Below are 20,337 nucleotides of genomic sequence, written 5' to 3'. Positions count from 1 at the left end.
GACTCCGTTTGCTGAGCGCGACGAACCTCGTGGCGGCCGACCGCGATACCGCTCCCGTGCGCCCGTGAGGTCGCGACCCACGGTGTTTCGATGGCGCACTCAACCGGACGGCGTGCCCGGGGACCACATGCCGAGCCACTGCTCGGCGTCCCAGGCCTCGAACCGTTCCACTTCGGTGAACCCCAGTTTCGCCGCGAGGCGCATCGAGCGGGCGTTGGCGGTCTGGGTGGCGAGCACCACTGGTTCACCGGGGAGCACACCGGCAAACCAGTCGAGTGCCGCCGTACATGCCTCGGCGGCGTAACCACGCCCCCACGCCCGCGGCAGGAACAGGTACCCGAGATCGGCCTTTCCCGCGGCAGCCGGACGGTGGTGCCCCGGTGCCCTCCTGAGCAGGATCTGCCCGATCATCGCCCCGTCGAGATCGACGGCGAAGCTCCCGGGCCACCGCCCCGGCGCCCCGGGTATCTCGCGCTCCAGTGCGTCACGCGGCCGGGGGCCGCCGAGGTAGGTGTGAACTTCCGGCGAGGCGAGCAGTTCGATGAACGCCTCACGGTCCCGGCTCTCGGGCTCGCGAAGCACGAGCCTGTCGGTTCTGATCGGCTCAGGTGGCCAAGGGACAGCTCCCAGATCTTCCATCCGCGCAAGCTAACAGGTGGTCAAACCGACTCGGGGCCGCGCGGCACGCCTTCAGCGGAGTCGTGCCTCAGCGGAAAGCGGCGATGTTACGGGCGACCCAGTCGCTGAAGCGGCGCGGAGCGCGACCGAGGACTCGTTCCACGTCCGAGCTGATCCGCAGTTCGGCGGGGTTCGGGGCGGAGATGATGTCCAAGGTGTCGTCCGCGAGCTCCAGCGGCACGAACCGGGTCATCGCGGCCTTGGCCTCCTCGCGGGTGAGTTCGTGGAACCGCACCGGCGAGCCGAGCGCGGCGGCGATGGCCTCTGCCTGCTGACGGGGCGTGATCACCTCGGGCCCGGTCAGCTCGAAGATTCCACCCCTGTGCCGGTCGTCCAGCAGGCAGGCCGCCGCGACCTCGGCGATGTCCGCCGGGTCGACGACCGGGACCCCGACATCGCCGAACGGCGCGCCGACCATCCCTTGCGTGCGGACGGACTCCGCCCAAGCCAAGGCGTTGGAGGCGAAGCCACCCGGTCGCAGGACGGCCCAGTCCAGGCCGGACTCCCTCAACGCGCCCTCCACCGCGCTCATCGCGATCCGAGACGGGCCGAGCGGCCTGGTCGCCACGCCCTGCGAAGACAGCAGGACGACCCGGCGGACCCCGTTGGAAGCCGCCAGGTCGATGATGTCGGCCGGCCTGGCTCCAGGGGCGTGCAGGTCGCCGGACAGCAGGAGGAACAACGCCTTCGCCCCCTCCAGGGCGGGGGTGAGGCCCTGCGGCTCGGCCAGGTCGGCCGACACGTGCCGTACCCCGTCCGGCACGGCCGCCGCATGCCGTGACACCGCCGTCACCTGCTCGCCCGCGTCGGCCAGGGCCTGCGTCAAAGGCCGGCCCACATTTCCGGTAGCTCCGGTCACCACGATCATGTTCAGCTCCTAGCCGTTGTGCACTGCGGTCATGGACGCTAGGAGATGGGCTTACTTTTCGTAAGAACATACCCAGAGGTAAGCTCCGGACATGACTGAAGGTGCGCAGCTGACACAGGTCGAGGCGGGCAACAGGTATGACGTGTTTCACACCGACTGCCCTGCGCGGGACGTGGTCGACCATGTGACCAGCAGGTGGGGCATCTGGGTGCTGATCTCCTTGCGGAGCACCGACCTCCGGTTCTACGAGCTGCGCGACAGCATCCGGGGCATCAGCGAGAAGATGCTCGCCCAGACACTGCGCGCGCTGGTCCAGGACGACCTGGTCTGGCGGAAGGTCGAGCCGACGACGCCGCCCCAAGTCACCTACGGGCTGACCGAATTCGGCCAGGACATCGGTGCGCCGCTGACAGACCTGTTCGACCGGATCACACAACGGCTCGCAGCCGGCGGTGCGCCCGCCCCGGAGGGCCCGAGCACACCCCGCTGAGCCCCGAGCCCGAGGGCCATCGGCGAGCCCAGATCGTGCACCGATGAGTTTCCCGAGCCACGCTGGTCTGAACGCCGGACACCCACGGACGGAAGGCTGGGCCATGCGGAAACTGATCTACGGCATGAACCTGACTCTGGACGGCTATATCGCCGCGGCCGGCGACGACATCGGCTGGAGCGGGCCGCCCGGCCAGGAACTGTTCCAGTGGTGGCTCGACCACGAACAGGCCAGCGGCCCGTCGCTCTACGGGCGCAAGCTGTGGGAGGCAATGAGCTCCTACTGGCCGACCGGCGACCAGCAGCCCAACGCCACCCCGGCGGAGATCGAGTTCGCCCGGACGTGGCGGAACAAACCGAAGGTGGTGTTCTCCTCGACGATCGACACGGTCGACTGGAACACCCGCCTGGTCACCGGGGACGCGATCGCCGAGATCACCCGGCTCAAGTCCGAGGACGGCGCCCCCATGACCATCGGCGGCGCAACGCTCGCCGGGGCGGCCATGCGCGCCGGACTGATCGACGAATACGTGATCGCTGCCCACCCGGTCCTGGTGGGCAGCGGCACGCCGTTCTTCACCGCACTGGACCACTGGGTGAACCTGAACCTGATCCAGACCCGGACGTTTCCCGGCGGCGTGGTCCTGACCAGGTACGAGACGAGACGCTGAGCAGCGCCCGGCCGCCTCACGGGCCCAGCCGGGTGTCCGTGTTCCCTCTCGGCGTCCGAGCCCCCACGGGCGGTGTAGGTTCTCGCCTTCGGTGTCATGCACCGACGCTGTGACCTGGGACGTTCCCCTCCCGTCTCACGACCTGTCGGCAGGCGGCTGTCTCAGATCGATGTCATCTCCTCAGGCTGCACAGCCGGCTGCGCCGGACCTCCTGAACCTGCATCGGCAGCCGTCCGTTCCATCCACTCCCGCACCTTCACTGCTTGCTCGATGCGGTTGACCATGTCCTTCTTGGACGCCGTGTCCAAGGTCTCCGGGATCTTGTCGAAGGTGTCGGGAAGGATGTCGAGGAGGCCCCAGATCTGCTCGCCGGTGCTGACGGTCAGCATTTGCTGGCACCTCCACTGCAGCGGCACCTCGGGACGGTGCGTGAGCCGCTGCACAAGTGTCGGGAACAGGTAGTGCGTCGCCTCCGCGGCGAGGTGCTCTCGTAGCCAATCGACCGGGAGCCGCTGGCTGAAGCCATGCATCGCGGCTTCCTGGGCCAGGTCCAGGAGCTGAGCGGTGTCGACGGCTCGGACGGTGCGGGGAAGAGGCGGGATCATGTCGCGATGATGCCAAGAAGCCAGTGCGGCGCCGAGAGGTCAGCTGGGCCGGGATGCGCTCTGCTGACGGGCCGGGCCCCAGACATCCTCGAACTCCTCGAAGGTGAGTTGTTCGGGGTCGTGGCCTTCCCATTCCGAGACGGGCAGCTCGGCGGTGATCCCGAACCTGCTGTCGTAATCACCGAGGCGGCCTGCGTCGCAAGCCCGCTGCCACTCGGCGAGGGAGGCAGCTGCGATCGGGGTCAGCTCAGGCCCTTCGAGTTCGACCTGCCGGATCACCCAGCCTTCGGCGTCGACCTCGAAGTAGAACCAGGTGTCTTCCTCGTCCCAGTAGCAGCGCATCCATGTGGTCACCAGGCCATGATGCCGGGCCAGACGCGCCGCCCTGCTCCGCTCTGTCTCATGGCTGGGCGATGAGTCCTGTGGATCGGTCGAGCTGGAAAGGAGAACCGAACCGGGTTGGATCCTAGCCTTGATCCCGTGCCTCTCGAATGCTGGCAGCAACGTGAGCCGGACGAATGGGCTCCATTTCGACGCCCACCCAGTTGCTGGGATAGGCCCGGCCGCTGGTGACAATCAAGGTCGTGCCCGGCTGGCTGCCGCTGGCCGCTTCAACCGCATAGGTCAGTGGTGTCCAGCAGAGTCCCTGCATGTAGGAGGGCTTCCTGCGGATCCGCCGGCGGTACTCGATCCCGTCAACGGTTATGTGCCAGGAACCCTTCTTGTTCAGCGACATCTTCGCCTCATCCGCCGTTGGACTCTGCTGTGTCGCCGCGGTCGCGAAAGGCGGGTTGCACGCGAACGTACCGAACGTTATCGCCGACAAGCGTCTTCGGGACTACAGATGGGTTGATCAGACCATAATTGGAGTCAGTGCCGAGCGACCCGGCGCATCGCACCCGCCCCGGGTGCGCTCACCGCGATCGGAGAGCATCGTGAAGGACAGCCCGTTGTGGCGAGTGGTTGACAACGAGAGTGGTACCCAGTCCATCGTCAGCACGCCCTCCGAGGCGGTCGCGTTCGTCAACAGCCGGTTCGACACCGATGTCGACGACGAGCCGTTCAGCATCACCGAGGTCGGCCCTATCCTTCCGAAGCCGCTCGGGATCGTCACCGCATGGGCCGCCAAGAAGGACGGCGAGCGAACCGACGGGCGTACTGCGCCGATCACCATCAGGCCGGTTGTGACAGATAACGCCATCGAGTGCGACAACGTCGTGCTCTGGGGCGACGTGTATGTGTCATGGGGCCACGACATGTACACCGTCGAAGGGCCGGACGACCCCGAGTACAGCGAGGCTTACAGCGCAGCCGAGTTGAGCGAAATCCTCGACGAGTACGCCGGCGACTACGAGTACGCGCCTGAAGGGTCTGACAGCCACAGGTGGCCGAAACCGGGAGAGTTGATCTCCTACGGGGCCCAGGAGTGTGCCAAGCGGTTCGGGCACCTTGACGACGACGCCCTGCTGTGGCTGGCTGCCACCCGCATCACGCTCGCCGTGTGGCGCAACACACCCGTCGAGAACTGGCATGCCGGTAAGAGTCCGCTCCACGACGGCACGATGATGCGGATCAACGTGGCAACCACCCGACTCGTGCGCTCGATGCTGTCGTTCGACCATGTCAACTGGATCGGTCTCGGTCTCACGATCGTCAACCCGTCTCGGGTTCTACCGACCGGGCAGTCCGTGCTCGAGCTCGGGCTGGCCTGCCACAACCCTGAGGACCCGGCGCACGCGGTTGATCCGCGCGAAGAACTCGCGGAGATGGCACAGGACGCGATCGCTTGGGGGCGAACACACTGCCTTCGCGAGAAGGAGTTCGGCCTGCGAACCCTGATCAAATTCTTCTGTGCGTCCGACAACGGCTGGTTTGGAGCACCGAGTTGGGGGCGCATCGTCGATCGGTTCCTTACGGCTGTCGACGACCGGGAGAATGCGCACTGGCGCATGCGCCGGGACGAGCCTTGGTTCGCCGAATGGTTCACCAACCGCCCGGCCGACATTGCGGACACCACGGAATTTCGTCGGCTGCTCCTTGCCGGACCCGACCTGCTGTCCGAGAAGGCCGCCGAATGGTGCGTGGATGGTGCCATCCGCTACGTCTGCCAGGACGACCACGCGAACGACTGCTGGCGGTGCGGTATCCCACTGGCAACGGAGTCCCCCAACGAGTGAACGTGGGCACCAGCACAGAAAAGCAGCAGTCCACTGACGCGCTCTCTCCCGCCTACTCGGCGGCCTCCCCTGCTTGGGGAGCCGGTCGCGACTCCACTGACTGGAGATGTGCGGGTGCTTCTGACGGATCTGTGGCAGCAACACTGGCCCGGCTGCCCACCGGTCGGTCACAAGCTCCGTGAGCCCTACAGGAATGTCTGGGTCCGCTTCCACAGCCCGTCGGGTCTTTGACATCAGCATCACCGGCCTGCCGGTTTCTTGATAACCACGGCTTCCACAACACGGAGGTCGAGCAGGTCGCCGGACCTCCGGGATCATGACGCCATGCAACTCCGACACTTCAATCAGACCGGATGGACCGCCATCTTCAATGGCACTGAGACCGAGATCGGTCGCATGGTGCGTGTGGAGGGATGGGATCCCGCAACCGGGACAGCCTTGGTGGTCGACCCGTAGCGAGGGGCACTGCGCCAGGTCAGGGACTACGTGGACTTCTCCCACTTGGAGCGGGCCGATCAGGTCATTGCCGCGATACCCGGTGGGGGATGGCGAGTCCACTGGACGGATGAAGGGCCGGTTGGATCACCTCTCACAGAGCAGGTGCTGGCCTGGTTGATCACTTCGCAGGGCCGCGCGACTGCCATCACGGTCGATGCTCACGGGCATGTGGAGGACGCCGACAGCGCCGACGCCTTCATACCGCCGGGTGAGGAGCTTCAGTGACGGCGCTGATGCCGCAACAGGCGAGCCCGATGTCTCCAGGCAGTGCTTCTTCTGCGCGGACGGGCTGATCGTGCGGAATCCCGGCATCGGCAGCATGGTGCGCGTGATTGCCGGGCTGGTGGCATCAGGCGAGTTCGACGGGGTATTTCGGCCCATTGCCGACCAGGAATGATCATGGTGCGTCTCAGGGCATCGTGTTGTCCTGCATCTTTCGAATGGCCTTGAGCACCTTCTTCCCCAGGAGAGTAGGCGTCATGGGCCTTCCGCGTCGGCCGGACCAGGAGTGGTCGAACGAGTTCTCGCTCAATCCGGTTGATCTGTGCGACGGGGGTGAAGGTGTTGAGGCCGAGGGCTGCTGCCGCCGCGCTGAGGCTGGGGTGGGCGGACGCGGCGGCGAAACGGCTCAGGCGTTCGTCGGCGCCTCGGCCGGTGAGTGCCGGCCGGAGGATGCGCGGTGCTCGGCCGGCCTCGTCGGCGGCTCGGAGTGCCTGGTTCTGGCCGGCGCTTCCGCGCAGTCGCAAGGGGATGTTGTGGGTCTTGGCCCAGCGCACCAAGTTCGAGGTGCTCATGCCCTTCTCGCGTCCGAGGTCGCCGGAGTGCGGTGGCAGTGGACGTACTGCTCGATCAGCCAATTCCGGTCGACTGGCCCTCGGGGCTGGTAGTCCAGGGGTCCGTCGCGGAGCGGGATGTCGTAGTCGTGCGGGAGGGCGGCTAGCACTCTGCGGGAGAAGTCGGCGGCGGCGCTGATCTGGTTGAGGGACTGGTTTTCGTCCGAGTAGAGGCGCGCGAAGTCCTCCTTCGTCAGCTCCCGACGGGCCTCGCGGCGGGTCGCGCCTGTTGCCCGGGCCGTGCCGTGGCCTGTTCCTGTGGAAGGGCGGGGCGGGGCGGGGCGGGCGCTCGTTCGGGACGTAGCGGTTCGCCTCGATGCCGGTGCCGAAGACTGCGGCTGCGTGCTGCACCGACTTCTTCTGCCGACGGATGAGGTCGTGCAGGCGCGGGACATCGATGGGGGGCGGGGTCGAGGCCCAGTCAGTCGAGCAGAGTGATAGGCGGCTGCCAGGTCACAGGTTCGGCTTCGATTCCACTGGCTGTCAGGAACTCTCGGGCCGCACGGTCGAGTTCCGCGGTGAGCTCGGGGTCTGATGGATCGCAGCGCGGGCGGTCTCGGCCCTGAAGGGCGCCTCGCCCTCGTGGCGGTAGCCGGGTGCGGCTTCGGCCGGGAACCCGCTGATGCGTTGGAACAGCCTGCAACGGAAGATCTGCTCGCGGCGGCCTTGGCCGGGAGGTGTGCCGGTGCGGGCGGCAGGTGTCCCTGCCGCCATGCGTCAACCCGGGTCGTCGGCAGCCTCCTCCGCGAGCGCTACGTTCGCATCCGTGCGAGGCTCCCACGCCGGACCTGAGGCAAGGTCAGCCGAACGAGTGAAGGCAGTTGTCCCGTCTCATTAGATCTTGACGGGATAAGGCCACTGACCTGGGGGTTGACAGATTGGCTTGCGACTCAGAGCGTGGGGGCCGTGGGCTTCAGGAGGGGCTGAGCAAGGCGCCGAGTTCGCGTCTCATCGATCATGGCGAGACCGGTGGTTCCTGAGCTGGGCTTTGTCAGGACGGTGAGACGCCCTGCTCCAGGATTCGCGGTGAAGGTGGCAGTTTCCGGACCAGGCCCGACGCTAGTGCTCCGATGGCATAGGTTCACCGGGTTGCGGGTCATGCCGCGTTGGCAAGGGGGTGTCCCGCCCCATCGGATGCCCTCGCGGAACCTTCCCGTGCGAAGGACTACTTCTCGCGCAGGCTCGCAATTTCGGCGGCCAGCACAGCCATGTCGCGCACGTGCGTGTAGTACTCGGCCGCGTACTCGTCGTCGATCGCCGGGAGGACTTTCCCGAACACTGACGTCAGCCGCGTCAAGCCTGCCCGGTGCTGCTCGCTGAGCGGGCCTTCACGAACGACGGCTGCATAGCCATAGGAGTCCGCGTCGAGCAACACCATGTCCTGGCCCTCGACGTCCAGGCCGCGGCAGCCGGGCGGGAACGGCCTGGCCATGTGCTCGGCCATCACTTGGGCAAGCGCGTCGAGCTTTTCTTCGAGCATGCGGGAGATCCTGCCAGACACGGGCTCGCGACTGTGGACCGGATGCCCCGGCACACCCCAAACACACGCGAGCCCCAACCCGGCGAACCTGTGCGTTCAGAGCACTAGCTGGGTGTCTGCGATGCCGAATCGGCGTGCTGTCTCTGCGGGCAGTTGGGGATGGTCTCGCCAATGCGGGGAGGCGAACAGGCCGGTGAGCACGATGACTTCGGGGTAGGTGGCCACTTCGATCCGGGGCTCGGAGGGGCGGTGGGGATCGCCGAACGGGTCCTCGCCGAGCACTTCGAGCCGGCGGTCCCACCTCTGCCGAAGAGGCTCTCCGCTTCTCTTACCGGTGAACCACCTGGTCAGGCGGTCGCGAGCATCGACGAAGGCCAGCCCGGTGAAGGGATGGGTGCCCCGGCGGACGATCCGGTAATGCTGGAGGTTGGCCCGCAGAACCTCGGGCAGCCGCGTCAGATCGTGTTGCTCCTCTCCGAGGAGCCAGCGGCGGTGGCGGTGGCAGACACCTTCATGGTGCGGGGTGCTGCGGACGACGAGCCCGTGGACGTGTCGCCGGGCCATGCAGAGGCGGCAGGCCGGGCGGCGTCGCGGCTCGATGACCTCTTCAATTGCAGACCGATGGTGTCGAAGCGGGTCGCCGATCGAGCCGAGCGGTGGCATCGCGTGGACCAGGGATGCCGGGCTCCGGCCGGTCAGGATGGCGGGCCGTCGCAGCGCATCTGGCGTCCAGTAGCCGACCCGGTTGTCGACTCGACGGTGTTGGCGCGACGGGCCGATCAGGGAGGAGAGGTAGCCGATGGTGAGGTGGTTGGCGTCGGCGAGGCGGTTCAGGTAGGAGCCGATAGTCTCGTGATGGACGGGCGGCGGCGTGACAGGCAGGGTCCGCGGCCGGCCGGTCACGCGATGCGCTTCTCGTGACGGGCTCGGCGACGCCGTGCCCGGGGAATGTTCTGCTGTTCGGCGCCCTCGTCCAGGTCGACCCGTTCCAGCGAGGCTTTGGTGATCTTCTCGCTGCCGTCGAGGATGGCGTCCAGGGCGGCCTCGCGGACGAGGTGGGACAGGCTGCCGATCATGCCGCCGGTGCGGTCGTGCAGGTAGGCGCTCAGCTTGAGCAAGGTGCCCGGTCGGTGGGCGTGCAGCCGCAAGGATTCCTCCAGCGTCGCCACGAGTGATCGCCAGGATTTGCGCTGTTCCTCGGTCTTGTGGCGGAAAGGGCTGGTGGGGATGAGGGTGTAGCGGCTGGCGATCTGTCCGCCCCGGCGCCCGGCGAACAGTCCGGTGCCCTCGACGTCGACGCCGGCCAGGACGAAGGTCGCCGGGATGCGTTCGGACAGGTACTTGATCTGGTCGGATGCCTCGGCACCGACCCGCGTACCGATGTCGAGATTGTGGAGCTCGTCGATGAGCACGAGACGGCAGCCGAGGGTGCAGAGCAGGTCGCAGACCTTGTTGGTGACCTCGACCTGGCTGAAGCGGGACGGCAGCGGCAGGCCGATGAACCGGGCGAACTCGACGGCCAGCATCTTCGGGGTGGCAGCGGGCGGGACGGTGATGTAGACGACCGGCAACGAGTCCGGCAGGACCTCGCCACGCTGTTGCCCGAGCTGTTCGAAGTTCTTGCCCAGCTGGGTGATAGCGGTGGTCTTCCCGGTCCCGGCGGGTCCCGAGACGATCAGTCCGCGGCGGGCGGAGTGCTGGTGCCGGTTGAGCAGGATGCGTTTGCGGCCGGTCGCGGCGACGTGGCGGATCGTCGGGGTGGAGACGATGACGAGTTGTGCGTGGTAGTCCTCCCGAGCCTGGTCGTAGGCGGCCCGTTCTGCTTCGGTGAGGCGTTGCAGGGCCGCCGGCGGCGGGACGGCCGACGGAGTGGTGCTTTCCGCGACGAAGGCGGCCCAGCCTTCCTTGCTCGTCAGCGGATGGTCGACGTCCTCGGGCTCGAAGAAGTGCGTCATCAGCGGCTTCCGTCGGTGAAGGCGTCGAACACGCCGAAGGGGATGACCTGGGCGATGTCTTCTTCGCCTTCCGGCTCCTCGTCCGTCTCCGGCTCGGGTTCGTGCCGGGCCTGCGGCAGGGCAGGCACGGCTGTCGCCGCTTTGGTACGGGCGGCGATGCGGCGGTCCGGGCCGTTTCCGGCGCGGGTCAGAAGGTCGTCGATGACGGCGGCGATGGCGTTCTCGTCGGTGTCGTCGGCTCCCTTGGCGGCCAGCACGGCTCTGGCGTGGCGCCAGGTGAAGTCGGCGAACGGTGCCGAGACCGTGCCGAGCCGGGTCCAGGGAACGGTGATCCAGCCGCCGGCCCGGGTGTCGCGTACCCAGACGTGGGAGAGGTCGTAGGGGTCGTGGTGGACCTCCCAGAGGTTGCCCTTGGTGTCCACTCCGGACGACTGGCGCCGGTAAGGGCCCAGGTCCCGGCAGTCGTAGGTGCGGTAGTCGAGCGTGATGCCGTAGTCGTTGATCTTCCGCCACTCCGCCGGCAGCAGCTCGATGTAGTCGTCACCGCCGAGACAGACCGGCAGGTAGCCGGTGCGGGAGACGAGCATGGCGTAGACCTCGTTCGGCGAGAGTGCCTTGCCCGGCAGGAAAGGACTGCGCAGGGAGTCATGGGGGCGGGTCTGCCACCGGGCGACGACCCATTCGTGGAAGAGATCGGAGAGTTCCGCGATCGTCCAGACGGCCTGGACGTCGCGGCCGCGCCGGGTGGTGTCGGAGCCGACGTATCCGGCGACGTGCTGGCAGAACAGGGTGTTGACGGACTCGAACGTCCGCTCCACGATGCCCTTGTCCGTCGGCGTGGCCGGCCGTGCGGGCTGGACGGAGATTCCCAGTGAACGGCAGGCCGCGACGAACGTGTCCGAGATGAAGACCTTGCCCCGGTCCACGGTGATCGTGTCCGGGACGATCACCGGACGTGCCGCGGCGTGCTCCAGACGGGCATCGACACTCATCAACCGGGCGTGCGGAACCAGTGAGGCTGACATTCGTAGGGCGTCCGACCAGCCGGGCCGCATCGGTTCCGGCACCAGCATGCGTGCCAGCAGCAGCGCGGCGTCCACGGCCTTCGTCCCGGCCGGACGCAGGATCGCCGCGCAGATGGTGCGGGAGGCGACATCCACCGCGATCGTCAACTCGATCCGGCCCGTCACACCGTCGTCCAAGACGGCCAGCACATCCAGCGGGGTGGTGTCGATCTGCACCACCTCGCCGGGCCGGGCGGCCAGCATCGGGGTGAACGGAGCCTCCGGCCGCCCGGCCAAAGAACGCCGGGTCGTTGCCGCCCCGAAGCTGTGGCGCCCTTCGGACATCGACTTGAGCAGCCGGAAGTACGTTGCCCGCGACGGAAGGGGGACTGTGCCCTCCCCGTGCCGCTCGGCGACCAGCTTCTCGGCCTGCCGAATCACACGGGTGCGGGTCCCCGTCGACAAATCCTCCTGCGCGGCCAGGACCTCCAGCACCGCCTCGACCAGACGCCCGTCCACCCGGCCGGTGCCCGGCGCCATGGACAGCCTGGTGGCCCGCCGGTCCACCAGGCCCCACAACCCCTCGTCCCGCCACTTCGACCTCAACCGGAACAGCGTCCGTTCCGACACCTCGGTGCCCAATGCGGTCAGCTCGGCCGCCTTGGCCACCAGCCGTTCATTCACGGTCCGCCACTGCGGGTCGTACTCGGGCCGGGGAACCGATCCCTTCGGCGCATCCGGCGGGAGCCCGGTCTCCGCCTCGATCAGGTGCTTCTCGAAGAATCTGGCCTTCCGCAGAGCCACTTCGGGAACCGTGTCCAGCAGGCCGAAGGGCGGCAGTCCCGGCGTGGGGGCCGTGGAGTCCAGCCGCTCGAACCCGTCCGACGCCATCAGGTGAGCGAACATCACCATGCTCGCGGTGTTGTGCTCGTCGACCAGGCGGACGGTCGTGCCCGACAGGCCCACCACCGTCTGGACCCGGTCGTCGAACCGGACTCGGTCACCCACCCGCAGCACACCCCGCGGCCGCTCGTGCTCCGGCATCAGCCCTCCACCCGGCAGACCAGGGAGTAATCGCCCAAGGGACGCGACAGATCCGTCCCCAGGCGCCCGCACCACAGCAGGTGGAAGACGACCGGCAGCACTCGGATCGGGTCTCCGAGCTGAGCGGCTTGGCCCACCAGAGGGCCGGGAACCGCGAAGGCTGCCTCCACCGCCTCCGTCAACCCGGCCCCGCCGAACCGCGGATGGCGGAACCCGGCGAGCCACCGCAGGTTCGCCACCCGCACCCGATCGATCTCTCCCACGAGCCGGTAGTCCCACCCCACCGCCTCGCACGCAGCCTGCGTACCAGCGAACTTGGCCAGGTCCCGCGGCCTGCGCCGGCCCTCCGGCCGGCAGTCCACCACGACAGCCGAGCCATCGGCCCGACGCGCGAAGTAGTCCGGCGCGTGCGACAGCCGTCCGCCCTCCGCCGACGTCCAGAACAGCCAGAACGGCTGCGACGAGAACCCGGCGACACACGGGTCGAAGTCCATCGAAATCGCGTGATCCCGCTCCAGCCACGACTCGAACCCCACATGCCGCAGCATCGTGGCGGCCCAATACAAGCCCGGAAAGTGCCGCTGTCCCCGGTACGACGGGAACTCCCGCACCGGAACGACCTCCTCGAAGGCCACCTCGGCCACGTTCCTCAGCGGTCGGCGCACTTCGACGCCCTCCCGAACCCAGGCCACGTCGAAACCGGCCACTGTGTCCCTGCCGCTCAGCGGCTCCCCCTCATCGTCCACACCAGGACGATGTCCACTGGATTGCGACAAGCCACGTACAACGAGACAAGAGCCACCCCAAAGCGGGACGTGGTCTCACTCAAACCTGTCTCGGCCTTCGTCCCGCAAGGTCGGCGCACAGATCAATGCGACAGGCCACGGTTCGATGCGACGGGACAGCAGTGGCCAGCGACTCTCAATCCCATGTCAATTCGGCCAATCAGATGACATTGCGACTGAGAAATGACACGGAATTTGAGAACCTGCAAGCGGTCCGATCAGGTCTGTGCCATGTCCACGAAACGTGAGTAGTGGCCCTGGAAGGCGACCGTGATCGTCGCCGTCGGCCCGTTTCGGTGCTTGGCCACGATCAGGTCCGCCTCGCCGGCGCGGGGAGATTCCTTCTCGTAGGCGTCCTCACGGTGCAGCAGGATCACCATGTCGGCGTCCTGCTCGATGGAACCGGATTCGCGGAGGTCGGAGACCATCGGCTTCTTGTCGGTGCGCTGCTCGGGGCCACGGTTCAGCTGGGAGAGCGCGATGACCGGCAGTTGCAGTTCCTTGGCCAGCAGCTTGAGGTTTCGCGACATGTCCGAGACCTCCTGCTGGCGGCTCTCGGCGCGCTTGGAGCCGCCGGACTGCATCAGCTGCAGGTAGTCGATGACCACGAGCTTGAGGTCGTTGCGCTGCTTGAGGCGGCGGCACTTCGCCCGGATCTCCATCATGGAGAGGTTGGGGGAGTCATCGATGTAGAGCGGGGCCGCGGAGACGTCCGGCATGCGCCGGGCGAGCCGCGTCCAGTCCTCGTCCGTCATCGTGCCGGAACGCATGTGGTGCAGAGCGACCCGCGCCTCGGCGGACAGCAGGCGCATCGCGATCTCGTTCCGCCCCATTTCCAGGGAGAAGATCACGCTGGGGAGGTTGCTCTTGATCGAACAGGCGCGGGCGAAGTCCAGCGCGAGCGTGGACTTACCCATGGCGGGACGGGCCGCGATGACCACCATCTGGCCAGGGTGGAGGCCGTTGGTCAGGGCATCGAGATCGGTGAACCCCGTGGGCACACCCGTCATCTCACCGCTGCGGGAACCGATCGCCTCGATCTCGTCGAGAGCGCCCTCCATGATGTCGCCGAGCGGCAGGTAGTCCTCGCTGGTCCGCTGCTCGGTGACGGCGTAGATCTCGGCCTGCGCGGAGTTGACGATGTCGTCGACGTCGCCGTCGGCCGCGTATCCCATCTGCGTGATCTTCGTGCCGGCCTCGACGAGCCGTCGCAGAACCGCCCGCTCGTGAACGATCTCCGCGTAGTACGAGGCGTTGGCCGCGGTCGGCACCGACTGGACCAGGGTATGCAGATACGGAGCCCCGCCCACCTTGGTGATCTCGCCGCGCTTGACCAGTTCGGCGGCCACGGTGATCGGGTCGGCCGGCTCGCCCTTGGCATAGAGGTCGAGGATCGCCTGGTAGACGGTCTCGTGCGCGGGGCGGTAGAAGTCGTGGCCCTTGATGATCTCCACGACATCGGCGATGGCGTCCTTGGACAGGAGCATGCCTCCGAGGACGGATTGCTCGGCGTCGAGATCCTGGGGCGGCACCCGCTCGAATCCCGAGGAGCCGCCCTCCCAGTCCTGGCTGTCCCAGCCGCGGTCATGCCGCTCGCCCCGGTCCCGGTCCTCGCCCCGGCGCTGACGGGAGACGGGCAGCCGGTCACTGGGGCCGGTGTCGGCCCAAGGGTCGTCCAAGGGTTCGGGAATGCTCACCCGGCCACCTCCTCCCGTCCGCTCCGCGGACCTCACCGTGCCACTCTTTCTTACGGCACGGCACCGACAAACAAGACCCCCGACTCCGGTTCCGGTGTGTCGAGTTCTGCGTTGTCGCAGAGCCGAAACGGGGTGGGGGCGCCGCACTACGGTAGGCGGCTCCGCACCGTCAGCCAATCTGGTTATCCACAGGCCTTGTGGACGACGGACCAGATGCTGTGGAGAACTCCGCAGAACCTGTGCACGGAGCGGGGGACAGCACTGTGGACAAACTCATAACGGCTCCCCCATCACTGCTTTGACCTGCGGTTTCCCCATCCACCGGCTGTGGGGGAGAAAAAGTTGCCGAGCTACGCCGAGAACGCGGCATGTCACGCACAGGGGATAGCTACAGGTGAGCAAATGTAAGGACTCCAAGAGGATTGCATCTGTTACCTGTGGAAGATTAGATTGGCTGCCATGATCCAGGCACCGGGGACCCCGTCGTCCCGTCGTCGGCGGCACGACCGCGAGATCATCGCGCTCGCCGTCCCGGCCTTCGGCGCACTCGTGGCCGAACCTCTTTTCGTCATGGTCGACAGCGCGATCGTCGGCCACCTCGGCACCCCGCAACTGGCCGGTCTGGCCGTCGCGGCCGCACTGCTGACCACCGCGGTGAGCATCTTCGTCTTCCTTGCCTACGCCACCACGGCAGCCGTCGCCCGCCGCGTCGGCGCCGGCGATCTGGCCTCCGCGATCCGCCAGGGCATGGACGGCATCTGGCTCGCGCTCCTGCTCGGTCTCGGCGTCATCGCCGTGACGCTCCCCCTGGCCCCCTGGTTCGTGGATGTGTTCGGCGCCTCCCACACCGCCGCCCCCTACGCCGTCACCTATCTCCGGATCTCCAGCTTCGGCATCCCCGCGATGCTGGTGGTCATGGCCGCGACCGGCGTACTCAGGGGCCTCCAGGACACCCGTACCCCGCTCTACGTCGCCATCGGCGGCTTCGCTGCCAACGCCGCCCTCAACGTCGGCCTCGTCTACGGCGCCGGCCTGGGCATCGCCGGCTCGGCCTGGGGCACGGTCATCGCGCAGCTCGCGATGGCCGCCGCCTATCTCTTCGTCGTGGTGCGTGGTGCCCGGCGACACGGCGCGTCCCTGCGCCCCGACGCCGCGGGCATCAGAGCCTGCGCCCAGGCGGGCGTGCCGCTCCTGGTTCGTACGCTGTCGCTCCGCGCCGTCCTGCTCATCGCCACCGCTGTCGCCGCCCGGCTCGGCGACACCGACATCGCCGCGCACCAGATCATCCTTTCGCTCTGGAGCCTGATGGCCTTCGCCCTCGATGCCATCGCCATCGCGGGGCAGGCCATCATCGGGCGCTACCTGGGGGCGAACGATGCCCAGGGGGCACGCGAGGCCTGCCGCCGCATGGTGGAGTGGGGCATCGCGTCCGGGGTGGTCCTGGGCGTGCTGATCGTTCTGGCCCGCCCACTGTTCGTGCCGCTGTTCACCAGTGACACCTCGGTGCAGCACGCCCTGCTCCCGGCTCTCCTGGTGGTCGCCGCCACCCAGCCGATCGCCGGTGTCGTCTTCATCCTGGACGGCGTACTGATGGGCGCCGGCGATGGCCCCTATCTTGCCTGGGCCATGATCGTGACCCTCGCCGTCTTCGCCCCGGCCGCACTCCTGGTCCCCACACTCGGCGGCCTGGGCACCCTCTGGTGCGCGATGGCTCTGATGATGATCGTGCGGATGGCGACGCTCTGGCTCCGTACCCGTTCGGGCAAATGGCTGGTCACCGGCGCGACCCGCTGACCACGAGCGGGCGAGCGGGCTCATGGCACCGACTCGTCCGTCGGCTCACCACGGTCTCTTCCGGTGCATGTTTCACGTGAAACGGTGAAGGGCCGCACCCCGAGAGGTGCGGCCCTTCACTGTTCTGCTGAGGTGCGGCCCGATCAGGCAGCAACAACCTCGATGCCGAGCTTCGCAGCGACCTCGGGGTGCAGACGCACGGACACCTGGTGTCCGCCGAGCGTCTTGATCGCCGAGCCGAGCTCGACGCGACGCTTGTCGACGTCCGGACCACCAGCGGCCTTGATCGCCGAGGCGATGTCGGCCGGGGTGACGGAGCCGAAGAGACGGCCGGCGTCGCCGGAGCGAACGGCCAGACGGACCTTCACGGCCTCAAGCTTGGCCTTGATCTCGTTGGCCTGCTCGATCGTGGCGATCTCGTGGATCTTGCGGGCGCGGCGGATCTGCGCCACGTCCTTCTCGCCGCCCTTGGTCCAGCGGATGGCAAAGCCACGCGGAACCAGGTAGTTACGGGCGTACCCGTCCTTGACGTCGACGACGTCGCCCGCAGCACCGAGGCCGGAGACCTCGTGGGTGAGGATGATCTTCATGATTCGGTCACCCTTCCCTTATCGCGCGGTGGACGTGTAGGGCAGCAGCGCCATCTCACGGCTGTTCTTGACTGCCGTGGCGACGTCACGCTGGTGCTGCGTGCAGTTGCCGGTGACGCGGCGGGCACGGATCTTGCCGCGGTCGGAAATGAACTTCCGCAGCATGTTCGTGTCCTTGTAGTCCACGTACTGGGTCTTGTCCTTGCAGAACGCGCAGACCTTCTTCTTAGGCTTGCGCACAGGCGGCTTCGCCATGGTGTTTCTCCTGTGTGATCAAGAAGTGGGGGTACGAGCTCCCTAGAAGGGAGGCTCGTCCGAGTAGCCGCCGCCGGAGCCAGCGGAGCCGCCGGAGTTTCCACCCCAGCCGCCTCCGCCTTGCTGGCCCCCGCCCTGGCCGCCGGCCGGAGCGCTCGTGGCCCACGGGTCGTCGGCGGGAGCGCCGCCACCACCCTGCTGGCCACCGCTGGGACCGCCGCCCCAGTTACCGCCGCCCTGCTGGCCGCCGCCGTATCCACCCTGGCCGCCCTGGCCACCACGACCCGTGGTCTTGGTGACCTTGGCAGTGGCGTTCTTGAGACTGGGGCCGACTTCCTCGACGTCCAGCTCGTAGACCGTGCGCTTGACGCCCTCGCGGTCTTCGTACGACCGCTGCTTCAGCCGGCCCTGCACGACAACGCGCATGCCTCGCGTGAGCGACTCGGCGACGTTCTCCGCCGCCTGCCGCCAGACCGAGCAGGTGAGGAACAGGCCTTCGCCGTCCTTCCACTCATTGGTCTGCCGGTCAAAGATGCGGGGAGTGGACGCGACACGGAACTTCGCGACCGCCGCACCGGACGGGGTGAAGCGCAGCTCGGGGTCGTCGACGAGATTGCCGACGACCGTGATGACGGTCTCGCCTGCCATGGGTGAACCTCTCGGCGGGGATTGCTTCTGGCTGCTTGCTGCTACTCGGACCCGATGACCGCTGAGCTAGAAGCTCAGTGGATCTCGGGACGGAGGACCTTGGTCCGGAGGACCGACTCGTTCAGGTTCATCTGGCGGTCGAGCTCCTTGACGACCGCAGGCTCGGCCTGCAGGTCGATGACCGAGTAGATGCCCTCGGGCTTCTTCTTGATCTCGTAAGCGAGACGACGACGGCCCCAGGTGTCGACCTTCTCAACCTTTCCTTCGCCCTCACGGACGACGGAGAGGAAGTTCTCGATCAGCGGGGAGACTGCTCGCTCCTCGAGATCGGGGTCGAGGATGACCATCACCTCGTAGTGACGCATGTGGAACCCACCTCCTTTGGACTCAGCGGCCACGGTCGTTCCGTGGCAGGAGGGTCGTGATGCGTTGAGCAACGGTGCCCGAGTAAAACAGCCGCCACTGACAGCACCCTCCGCGAGGAGGGGGCGGACCGTGCTGGCCTGGGCAGACACCGGTGCAGACCCATCAGAGTACCCGTAGACCCGCTTCCGGTTGAAATCCGGTGGTCAGCGGACGCAATCTGTACACATCGGGTGTGAGCGGCGCCACGAGACGCCGCCTATCGGCCAGGAGGTACTCCATGGCACAGACAACGCGGACCCGCCCCACCGTCTCCCTCTTCGCGACCGACGGCAGGCCCCATCCGCGGCAGAACGCCCTCGTGGTGATCACGCTGATCCTCGGTGCCCTCGCCTTCGTGTCGGCGATGTTCCACAACCTGCATCTGCTCAGCTCGTGGGCCGGTCTCATCGGCATCCTGACGGGGGCGTACGGCCAGTACATCTCCGCGACCACGCGGGAGAGGTTCCCGCTGATCATCGGTATGGGTGCGGCCGGCCTCGGGTTCTTCCTGGGCATGGCCCACGGCGGTCTGTTCGGCGGCGTGATCGGCTGACACCGCCGGTCCGGCTCCCCTCACAACCAGCGGCTCCGTCGCCCTGACGGAGCCGCTCCCGCACGCCGTACGGAACAGAACGGGTACGACGGGGCCAGACCGCGCGCTTCCCAGCCACAGTAGGCTTCGGCGCGAGAGCCGGAGCCCCTGACCGATGGGGACACACCTGCCGAGGAGCGCCCCGCATGAGCCTGACCCTGAGGACCATCAGCCGAGAGCAGCATCTGGCGTACATCCAGAGTCTGCCCGCGGCCAGTCACATGCAGGTCCCGGCATGGGCGGATGTGAAGGCCGAGTGGCGCTCGGAGAGCCTGGGCTGGTTCGACAAGACCGGCCAGCTCGTCGGCGTGGGCCTGGTCCTCTACCGGCAGCTGCCCAAGATCAAGCGGTACCTGGCGTACCTGCCCGAGGGCCCGGTCATCAACTGGTACGCGCCGAACCTGAACGACTGGCTGGAGCCGATGCTGGCCCACCTCAAGCAGCAGGGCGCCTTCTCGGTGAAGATGGGCCCGCCGGTGGTGATCCGCCGCTGGGACGCCGCCGCCATCAAGGCCGGCATCCAGGACCCCGAGGTGAAGCGCCTGCGCGACGTCGAGGCCACGCACATCGAGCCCCGCGCCTTCGAGGTCGCCGACCGGCTGCGGAAGATGGGCTGGCAGCAGGGCGAGGACGGCGGCGCCGGATTCGGTGACGTACAGCCCCGCTACATCTTCCAAGTGCCGCTGGCCAACCGCTCCCTCGAAGACGTGCACAAAGGCTTCAACCAGCTCTGGCGGCGCAACATCAAGAAGGCCGAGAAAGCCGGCGTCGAGGTCGTCCAGGGCAGCTACGCGGAGCTTGCCGAGTGGCAGCGGCTGTACGAGATCACGGCGGAGCGCGACCACTTCCGGCCGCGCCCCCTCGGTTACTTCCAGCGCATGTGGACGGCCCTCAACAACGAGGACCCCAACCGGATGCGGCTCTACTTCGCCCGGCACGAGGGCGAGAACGTCGCGGCGGCGACCATGCTGATCGTCGGCGGCCACGTCTGGTACTCCTACGGCGCCTCGGCCAACCACAAGCGCGAGGTCCGCCCCTCGAACGCGATGCAGTGGCGGATGCTGCGCGACGCGTACGCCATGGGGGCCACGGTCTACGACCTGCGCGGCATCTCGGACTCGCTGGACGAGACCGACCACCTCTTCGGTCTGATCCAGTTCAAGGTCGGCACCGGCGGGCAGGCGGCGGAGTACCTCGGCGAGTGGGACTTCCCGCTCAACAAGCTGCTGCACAAGGCGCTCGACATCTACATGTCACGCCGCTGATCCA

22 protein-coding genes are annotated in these 20,337 nt (G+C 67.5%); 7 read left to right on the top strand and 15 right to left on the bottom strand.

Annotation, left to right across the window (positions count from 1 at the left end; genetic code table 11):
- Nucleotides 1-99: 99 nt before the first annotated feature.
- Complete coding sequence (locus B082_RS0121730) at nucleotides 100-639, bottom strand: GNAT family N-acetyltransferase (RefSeq protein ID WP_026250047.1); 540 nt, start codon at nucleotides 637-639, stop codon at nucleotides 100-102.
- 67 nt (nucleotides 640-706) lie between these two features.
- Nucleotides 707-1,546 (bottom strand): SDR family oxidoreductase, encoded by an 840-nt coding sequence (locus B082_RS0121725; RefSeq protein ID WP_026250046.1) that lies wholly within the window; start codon nucleotides 1,544-1,546, stop codon nucleotides 707-709.
- A gap of 91 nt (nucleotides 1,547-1,637) precedes the next feature.
- On the opposite strand from B082_RS0121725, the gene B082_RS0121720 reads away from it, so the two are divergent.
- Together B082_RS0121720 and B082_RS0121715 are read left to right on the top strand one after the other, a co-directional pair.
- Entirely contained in the window at nucleotides 1,638-2,036 is a 399-nt protein-coding gene (locus B082_RS0121720) for a winged helix-turn-helix transcriptional regulator (RefSeq protein WP_018553921.1), read from the top strand.
- Between the two features lie 103 nt (nucleotides 2,037-2,139).
- Nucleotides 2,140-2,706 (top strand): dihydrofolate reductase family protein, encoded by a 567-nt coding sequence (locus B082_RS0121715; protein ID WP_018553920.1) that lies wholly within the window; start codon nucleotides 2,140-2,142, stop codon nucleotides 2,704-2,706.
- 161 nt (nucleotides 2,707-2,867) lie between these two features.
- Here B082_RS0121715 and B082_RS0121710 read toward each other — a convergent pair whose 3' ends face one another.
- The 3 genes from B082_RS0121710 to B082_RS38155 form a co-directional block, all read right to left on the bottom strand.
- Nucleotides 2,868-3,311, bottom strand: coding sequence for a hypothetical protein (locus tag B082_RS0121710; protein WP_018553919.1), 444 nt, complete (start codon nucleotides 3,309-3,311; stop codon nucleotides 2,868-2,870).
- A 39-nt stretch (nucleotides 3,312-3,350) separates the two neighbouring features.
- Nucleotides 3,351-3,653, bottom strand: a complete 303-nt coding sequence (locus B082_RS0121705) for a hypothetical protein (RefSeq protein ID WP_037710661.1) — start codon at nucleotides 3,651-3,653, stop codon at nucleotides 3,351-3,353.
- 124 nt (nucleotides 3,654-3,777) lie between these two features.
- Nucleotides 3,778-4,047 carry a hypothetical protein gene (locus tag B082_RS38155; protein ID WP_078622621.1) on the bottom strand — a complete coding sequence of 90 codons (270 nt, stop codon included), beginning with the start codon at nucleotides 4,045-4,047 and terminating at the stop codon, nucleotides 3,778-3,780.
- A gap of 223 nt (nucleotides 4,048-4,270) precedes the next feature.
- Here B082_RS38155 and B082_RS0121700 point away from each other — a divergent pair, with 223 nt between their 5' ends.
- Both B082_RS0121700 and B082_RS36400 read left to right on the top strand, forming a co-directional pair.
- Nucleotides 4,271-5,488 carry a hypothetical protein gene (locus B082_RS0121700; protein WP_018553917.1) on the top strand — a complete coding sequence of 406 codons (1,218 nt, stop codon included), beginning with the start codon at nucleotides 4,271-4,273 and terminating at the stop codon, nucleotides 5,486-5,488.
- 706 nt (nucleotides 5,489-6,194) lie between these two features.
- A complete protein-coding gene (locus tag B082_RS36400; protein WP_018553915.1) occupies nucleotides 6,195-6,383 on the top strand; it encodes a hypothetical protein in 189 nt (62 codons plus the stop codon).
- Nucleotides 6,384-7,984: 1,601 nt separating this feature from the next.
- Here B082_RS36400 and B082_RS0121675 read toward each other — a convergent pair.
- The 6 genes from B082_RS0121675 to dnaB all read right to left on the bottom strand — a co-directional run bounded on the left by B082_RS0121675 (nucleotide 7,985) and on the right by dnaB (nucleotide 14,766).
- On the bottom strand, nucleotides 7,985-8,299 hold the full coding sequence (locus B082_RS0121675) for a hypothetical protein (RefSeq protein ID WP_018553912.1): 315 nt from the start codon (nucleotides 8,297-8,299) through the stop codon (nucleotides 7,985-7,987).
- Between the two features lie 96 nt (nucleotides 8,300-8,395).
- The gene (locus tag B082_RS0121670) at nucleotides 8,396-9,202 is read right to left on the bottom strand and encodes a TniQ family protein (protein WP_018553911.1); all 807 of its coding nucleotides are present in this window, start codon (nucleotides 9,200-9,202) and stop codon (nucleotides 8,396-8,398) included.
- A complete protein-coding gene (locus B082_RS0121665) occupies nucleotides 9,199-10,254 on the bottom strand; it encodes a TniB family NTP-binding protein (RefSeq protein WP_018553910.1) in 1,056 nt (351 codons plus the stop codon). Before B082_RS0121665 ends, B082_RS0121670 begins: the two co-directional genes overlap by 4 nt.
- Entirely contained in the window at nucleotides 10,254-12,302 is a 2,049-nt protein-coding gene (locus B082_RS0121660; protein ID WP_018553909.1) for a Mu transposase C-terminal domain-containing protein, read from the bottom strand. The genes B082_RS0121665 and B082_RS0121660 overlap by 1 nt, the downstream gene beginning before the upstream one ends.
- Nucleotides 12,302-13,048 carry a TnsA-like heteromeric transposase endonuclease subunit gene (locus B082_RS0121655; RefSeq protein ID WP_018553908.1) on the bottom strand — a complete coding sequence of 249 codons (747 nt, stop codon included), beginning with the start codon at nucleotides 13,046-13,048 and terminating at the stop codon, nucleotides 12,302-12,304. Before B082_RS0121655 ends, B082_RS0121660 begins: the two co-directional genes overlap by 1 nt.
- Before the next feature lie 257 nt (nucleotides 13,049-13,305).
- On the bottom strand, nucleotides 13,306-14,766 hold the full coding sequence (gene dnaB, locus B082_RS0121650) for a replicative DNA helicase (protein ID WP_199783836.1): 1,461 nt from the start codon (nucleotides 14,764-14,766) through the stop codon (nucleotides 13,306-13,308).
- Nucleotides 14,767-15,243: 477 nt separating this feature from the next.
- Here dnaB and B082_RS0121645 point away from each other — a divergent pair, with 477 nt between their 5' ends.
- Nucleotides 15,244-16,578, top strand: coding sequence for an MATE family efflux transporter (locus tag B082_RS0121645; RefSeq protein WP_018553906.1), 1,335 nt, complete (start codon nucleotides 15,244-15,246; stop codon nucleotides 16,576-16,578).
- 143 nt (nucleotides 16,579-16,721) lie between these two features.
- Here the strand turns inward: B082_RS0121645 and rplI are convergent, their stop codons facing one another.
- From rplI to rpsF, 4 genes are all read right to left on the bottom strand, one after another.
- Nucleotides 16,722-17,168, bottom strand: coding sequence for a 50S ribosomal protein L9 (gene rplI, locus B082_RS0121640; RefSeq protein ID WP_018553905.1), 447 nt, complete (start codon nucleotides 17,166-17,168; stop codon nucleotides 16,722-16,724).
- A gap of 18 nt (nucleotides 17,169-17,186) precedes the next feature.
- Nucleotides 17,187-17,423 carry a 30S ribosomal protein S18 gene (gene rpsR / locus B082_RS0121635; RefSeq protein ID WP_003967857.1) on the bottom strand — a complete coding sequence of 79 codons (237 nt, stop codon included), beginning with the start codon at nucleotides 17,421-17,423 and terminating at the stop codon, nucleotides 17,187-17,189.
- A 42-nt stretch (nucleotides 17,424-17,465) separates the two neighbouring features.
- Nucleotides 17,466-18,071 carry a single-stranded DNA-binding protein gene (locus B082_RS0121630; RefSeq protein WP_018553904.1) on the bottom strand — a complete coding sequence of 202 codons (606 nt, stop codon included), beginning with the start codon at nucleotides 18,069-18,071 and terminating at the stop codon, nucleotides 17,466-17,468.
- A gap of 74 nt (nucleotides 18,072-18,145) precedes the next feature.
- The gene (gene rpsF / locus B082_RS0121625) at nucleotides 18,146-18,436 is read right to left on the bottom strand and encodes a 30S ribosomal protein S6 (protein WP_018101872.1); all 291 of its coding nucleotides are present in this window, start codon (nucleotides 18,434-18,436) and stop codon (nucleotides 18,146-18,148) included.
- 278 nt (nucleotides 18,437-18,714) lie between these two features.
- Here rpsF and B082_RS0121620 point away from each other — a divergent pair, with 278 nt between their 5' ends.
- Both B082_RS0121620 and B082_RS0121615 read left to right on the top strand, forming a co-directional pair.
- Nucleotides 18,715-19,029 carry a hypothetical protein gene (locus B082_RS0121620; RefSeq protein ID WP_018553903.1) on the top strand — a complete coding sequence of 105 codons (315 nt, stop codon included), beginning with the start codon at nucleotides 18,715-18,717 and terminating at the stop codon, nucleotides 19,027-19,029.
- 185 nt (nucleotides 19,030-19,214) lie between these two features.
- Nucleotides 19,215-20,333, top strand: a complete 1,119-nt coding sequence (locus tag B082_RS0121615) for a lipid II:glycine glycyltransferase FemX (RefSeq protein ID WP_018553902.1) — start codon at nucleotides 19,215-19,217, stop codon at nucleotides 20,331-20,333.
- Nucleotides 20,334-20,337: the final 4 nt, after the last annotated feature.

Source organism: Streptomyces sp. ATexAB-D23, from assembly GCF_000373645.1.
GTDB classification, from domain to species: domain Bacteria; phylum Actinomycetota; class Actinomycetes; order Streptomycetales; family Streptomycetaceae; genus Streptomyces; species Streptomyces castrisilvae.
The sequence above is the reverse complement of the archived record's forward strand: the minus strand, read 5'-3'. Positions and strand labels throughout refer to the sequence as shown.

Excerpts from the sequence above, each read along its gene's own strand:
- B082_RS0121675 (WP_018553912.1), bottom strand. The coding sequence starts at position 8,299 with ATGCTCGAAGAAAAGCTCGACGCGCTTGCCCAAGTGATGGCCGAGCAC.
- B082_RS0121615 (WP_018553902.1), top strand. The coding sequence starts at position 19,215 with ATGAGCCTGACCCTGAGGACCATCAGCCGAGAGCAGCATCTGGCGTAC.
- rplI (WP_018553905.1), bottom strand. The coding sequence starts at position 17,168 with ATGAAGATCATCCTCACCCACGAGGTCTCCGGCCTCGGTGCTGCGGGC.
- B082_RS0121630 (WP_018553904.1), bottom strand. The coding sequence starts at position 18,071 with ATGGCAGGCGAGACCGTCATCACGGTCGTCGGCAATCTCGTCGACGAC.
- B082_RS0121645 (WP_018553906.1), top strand. The coding sequence starts at position 15,244 with ATGATCCAGGCACCGGGGACCCCGTCGTCCCGTCGTCGGCGGCACGAC.
- rpsR (WP_003967857.1), bottom strand. The coding sequence starts at position 17,423 with ATGGCGAAGCCGCCTGTGCGCAAGCCTAAGAAGAAGGTCTGCGCGTTC.
- B082_RS0121705 (WP_037710661.1), bottom strand. The coding sequence starts at position 3,653 with ATGCGCTGCTACTGGGACGAGGAAGACACCTGGTTCTACTTCGAGGTC.
- B082_RS0121665 (WP_018553910.1), bottom strand. The coding sequence starts at position 10,254 with ATGACGCACTTCTTCGAGCCCGAGGACGTCGACCATCCGCTGACGAGC.
- B082_RS0121730 (WP_026250047.1), bottom strand. The coding sequence starts at position 639 with ATGGAAGATCTGGGAGCTGTCCCTTGGCCACCTGAGCCGATCAGAACC.
- rpsF (WP_018101872.1), bottom strand. The coding sequence starts at position 18,436 with ATGCGTCACTACGAGGTGATGGTCATCCTCGACCCCGATCTCGAGGAG.
- B082_RS0121720 (WP_018553921.1), top strand. The coding sequence starts at position 1,638 with ATGACTGAAGGTGCGCAGCTGACACAGGTCGAGGCGGGCAACAGGTAT.
- B082_RS0121715 (WP_018553920.1), top strand. The coding sequence starts at position 2,140 with ATGCGGAAACTGATCTACGGCATGAACCTGACTCTGGACGGCTATATC.
- B082_RS0121660 (WP_018553909.1), bottom strand. The coding sequence starts at position 12,302 with ATGCCGGAGCACGAGCGGCCGCGGGGTGTGCTGCGGGTGGGTGACCGA.
- B082_RS0121725 (WP_026250046.1), bottom strand. The coding sequence starts at position 1,546 with ATGATCGTGGTGACCGGAGCTACCGGAAATGTGGGCCGGCCTTTGACG.
- B082_RS0121620 (WP_018553903.1), top strand. The coding sequence starts at position 18,715 with ATGGCACAGACAACGCGGACCCGCCCCACCGTCTCCCTCTTCGCGACC.
- B082_RS38155 (WP_078622621.1), bottom strand. The coding sequence starts at position 4,047 with ATGTCGCTGAACAAGAAGGGTTCCTGGCACATAACCGTTGACGGGATC.
- B082_RS0121710 (WP_018553919.1), bottom strand. The coding sequence starts at position 3,311 with ATGATCCCGCCTCTTCCCCGCACCGTCCGAGCCGTCGACACCGCTCAG.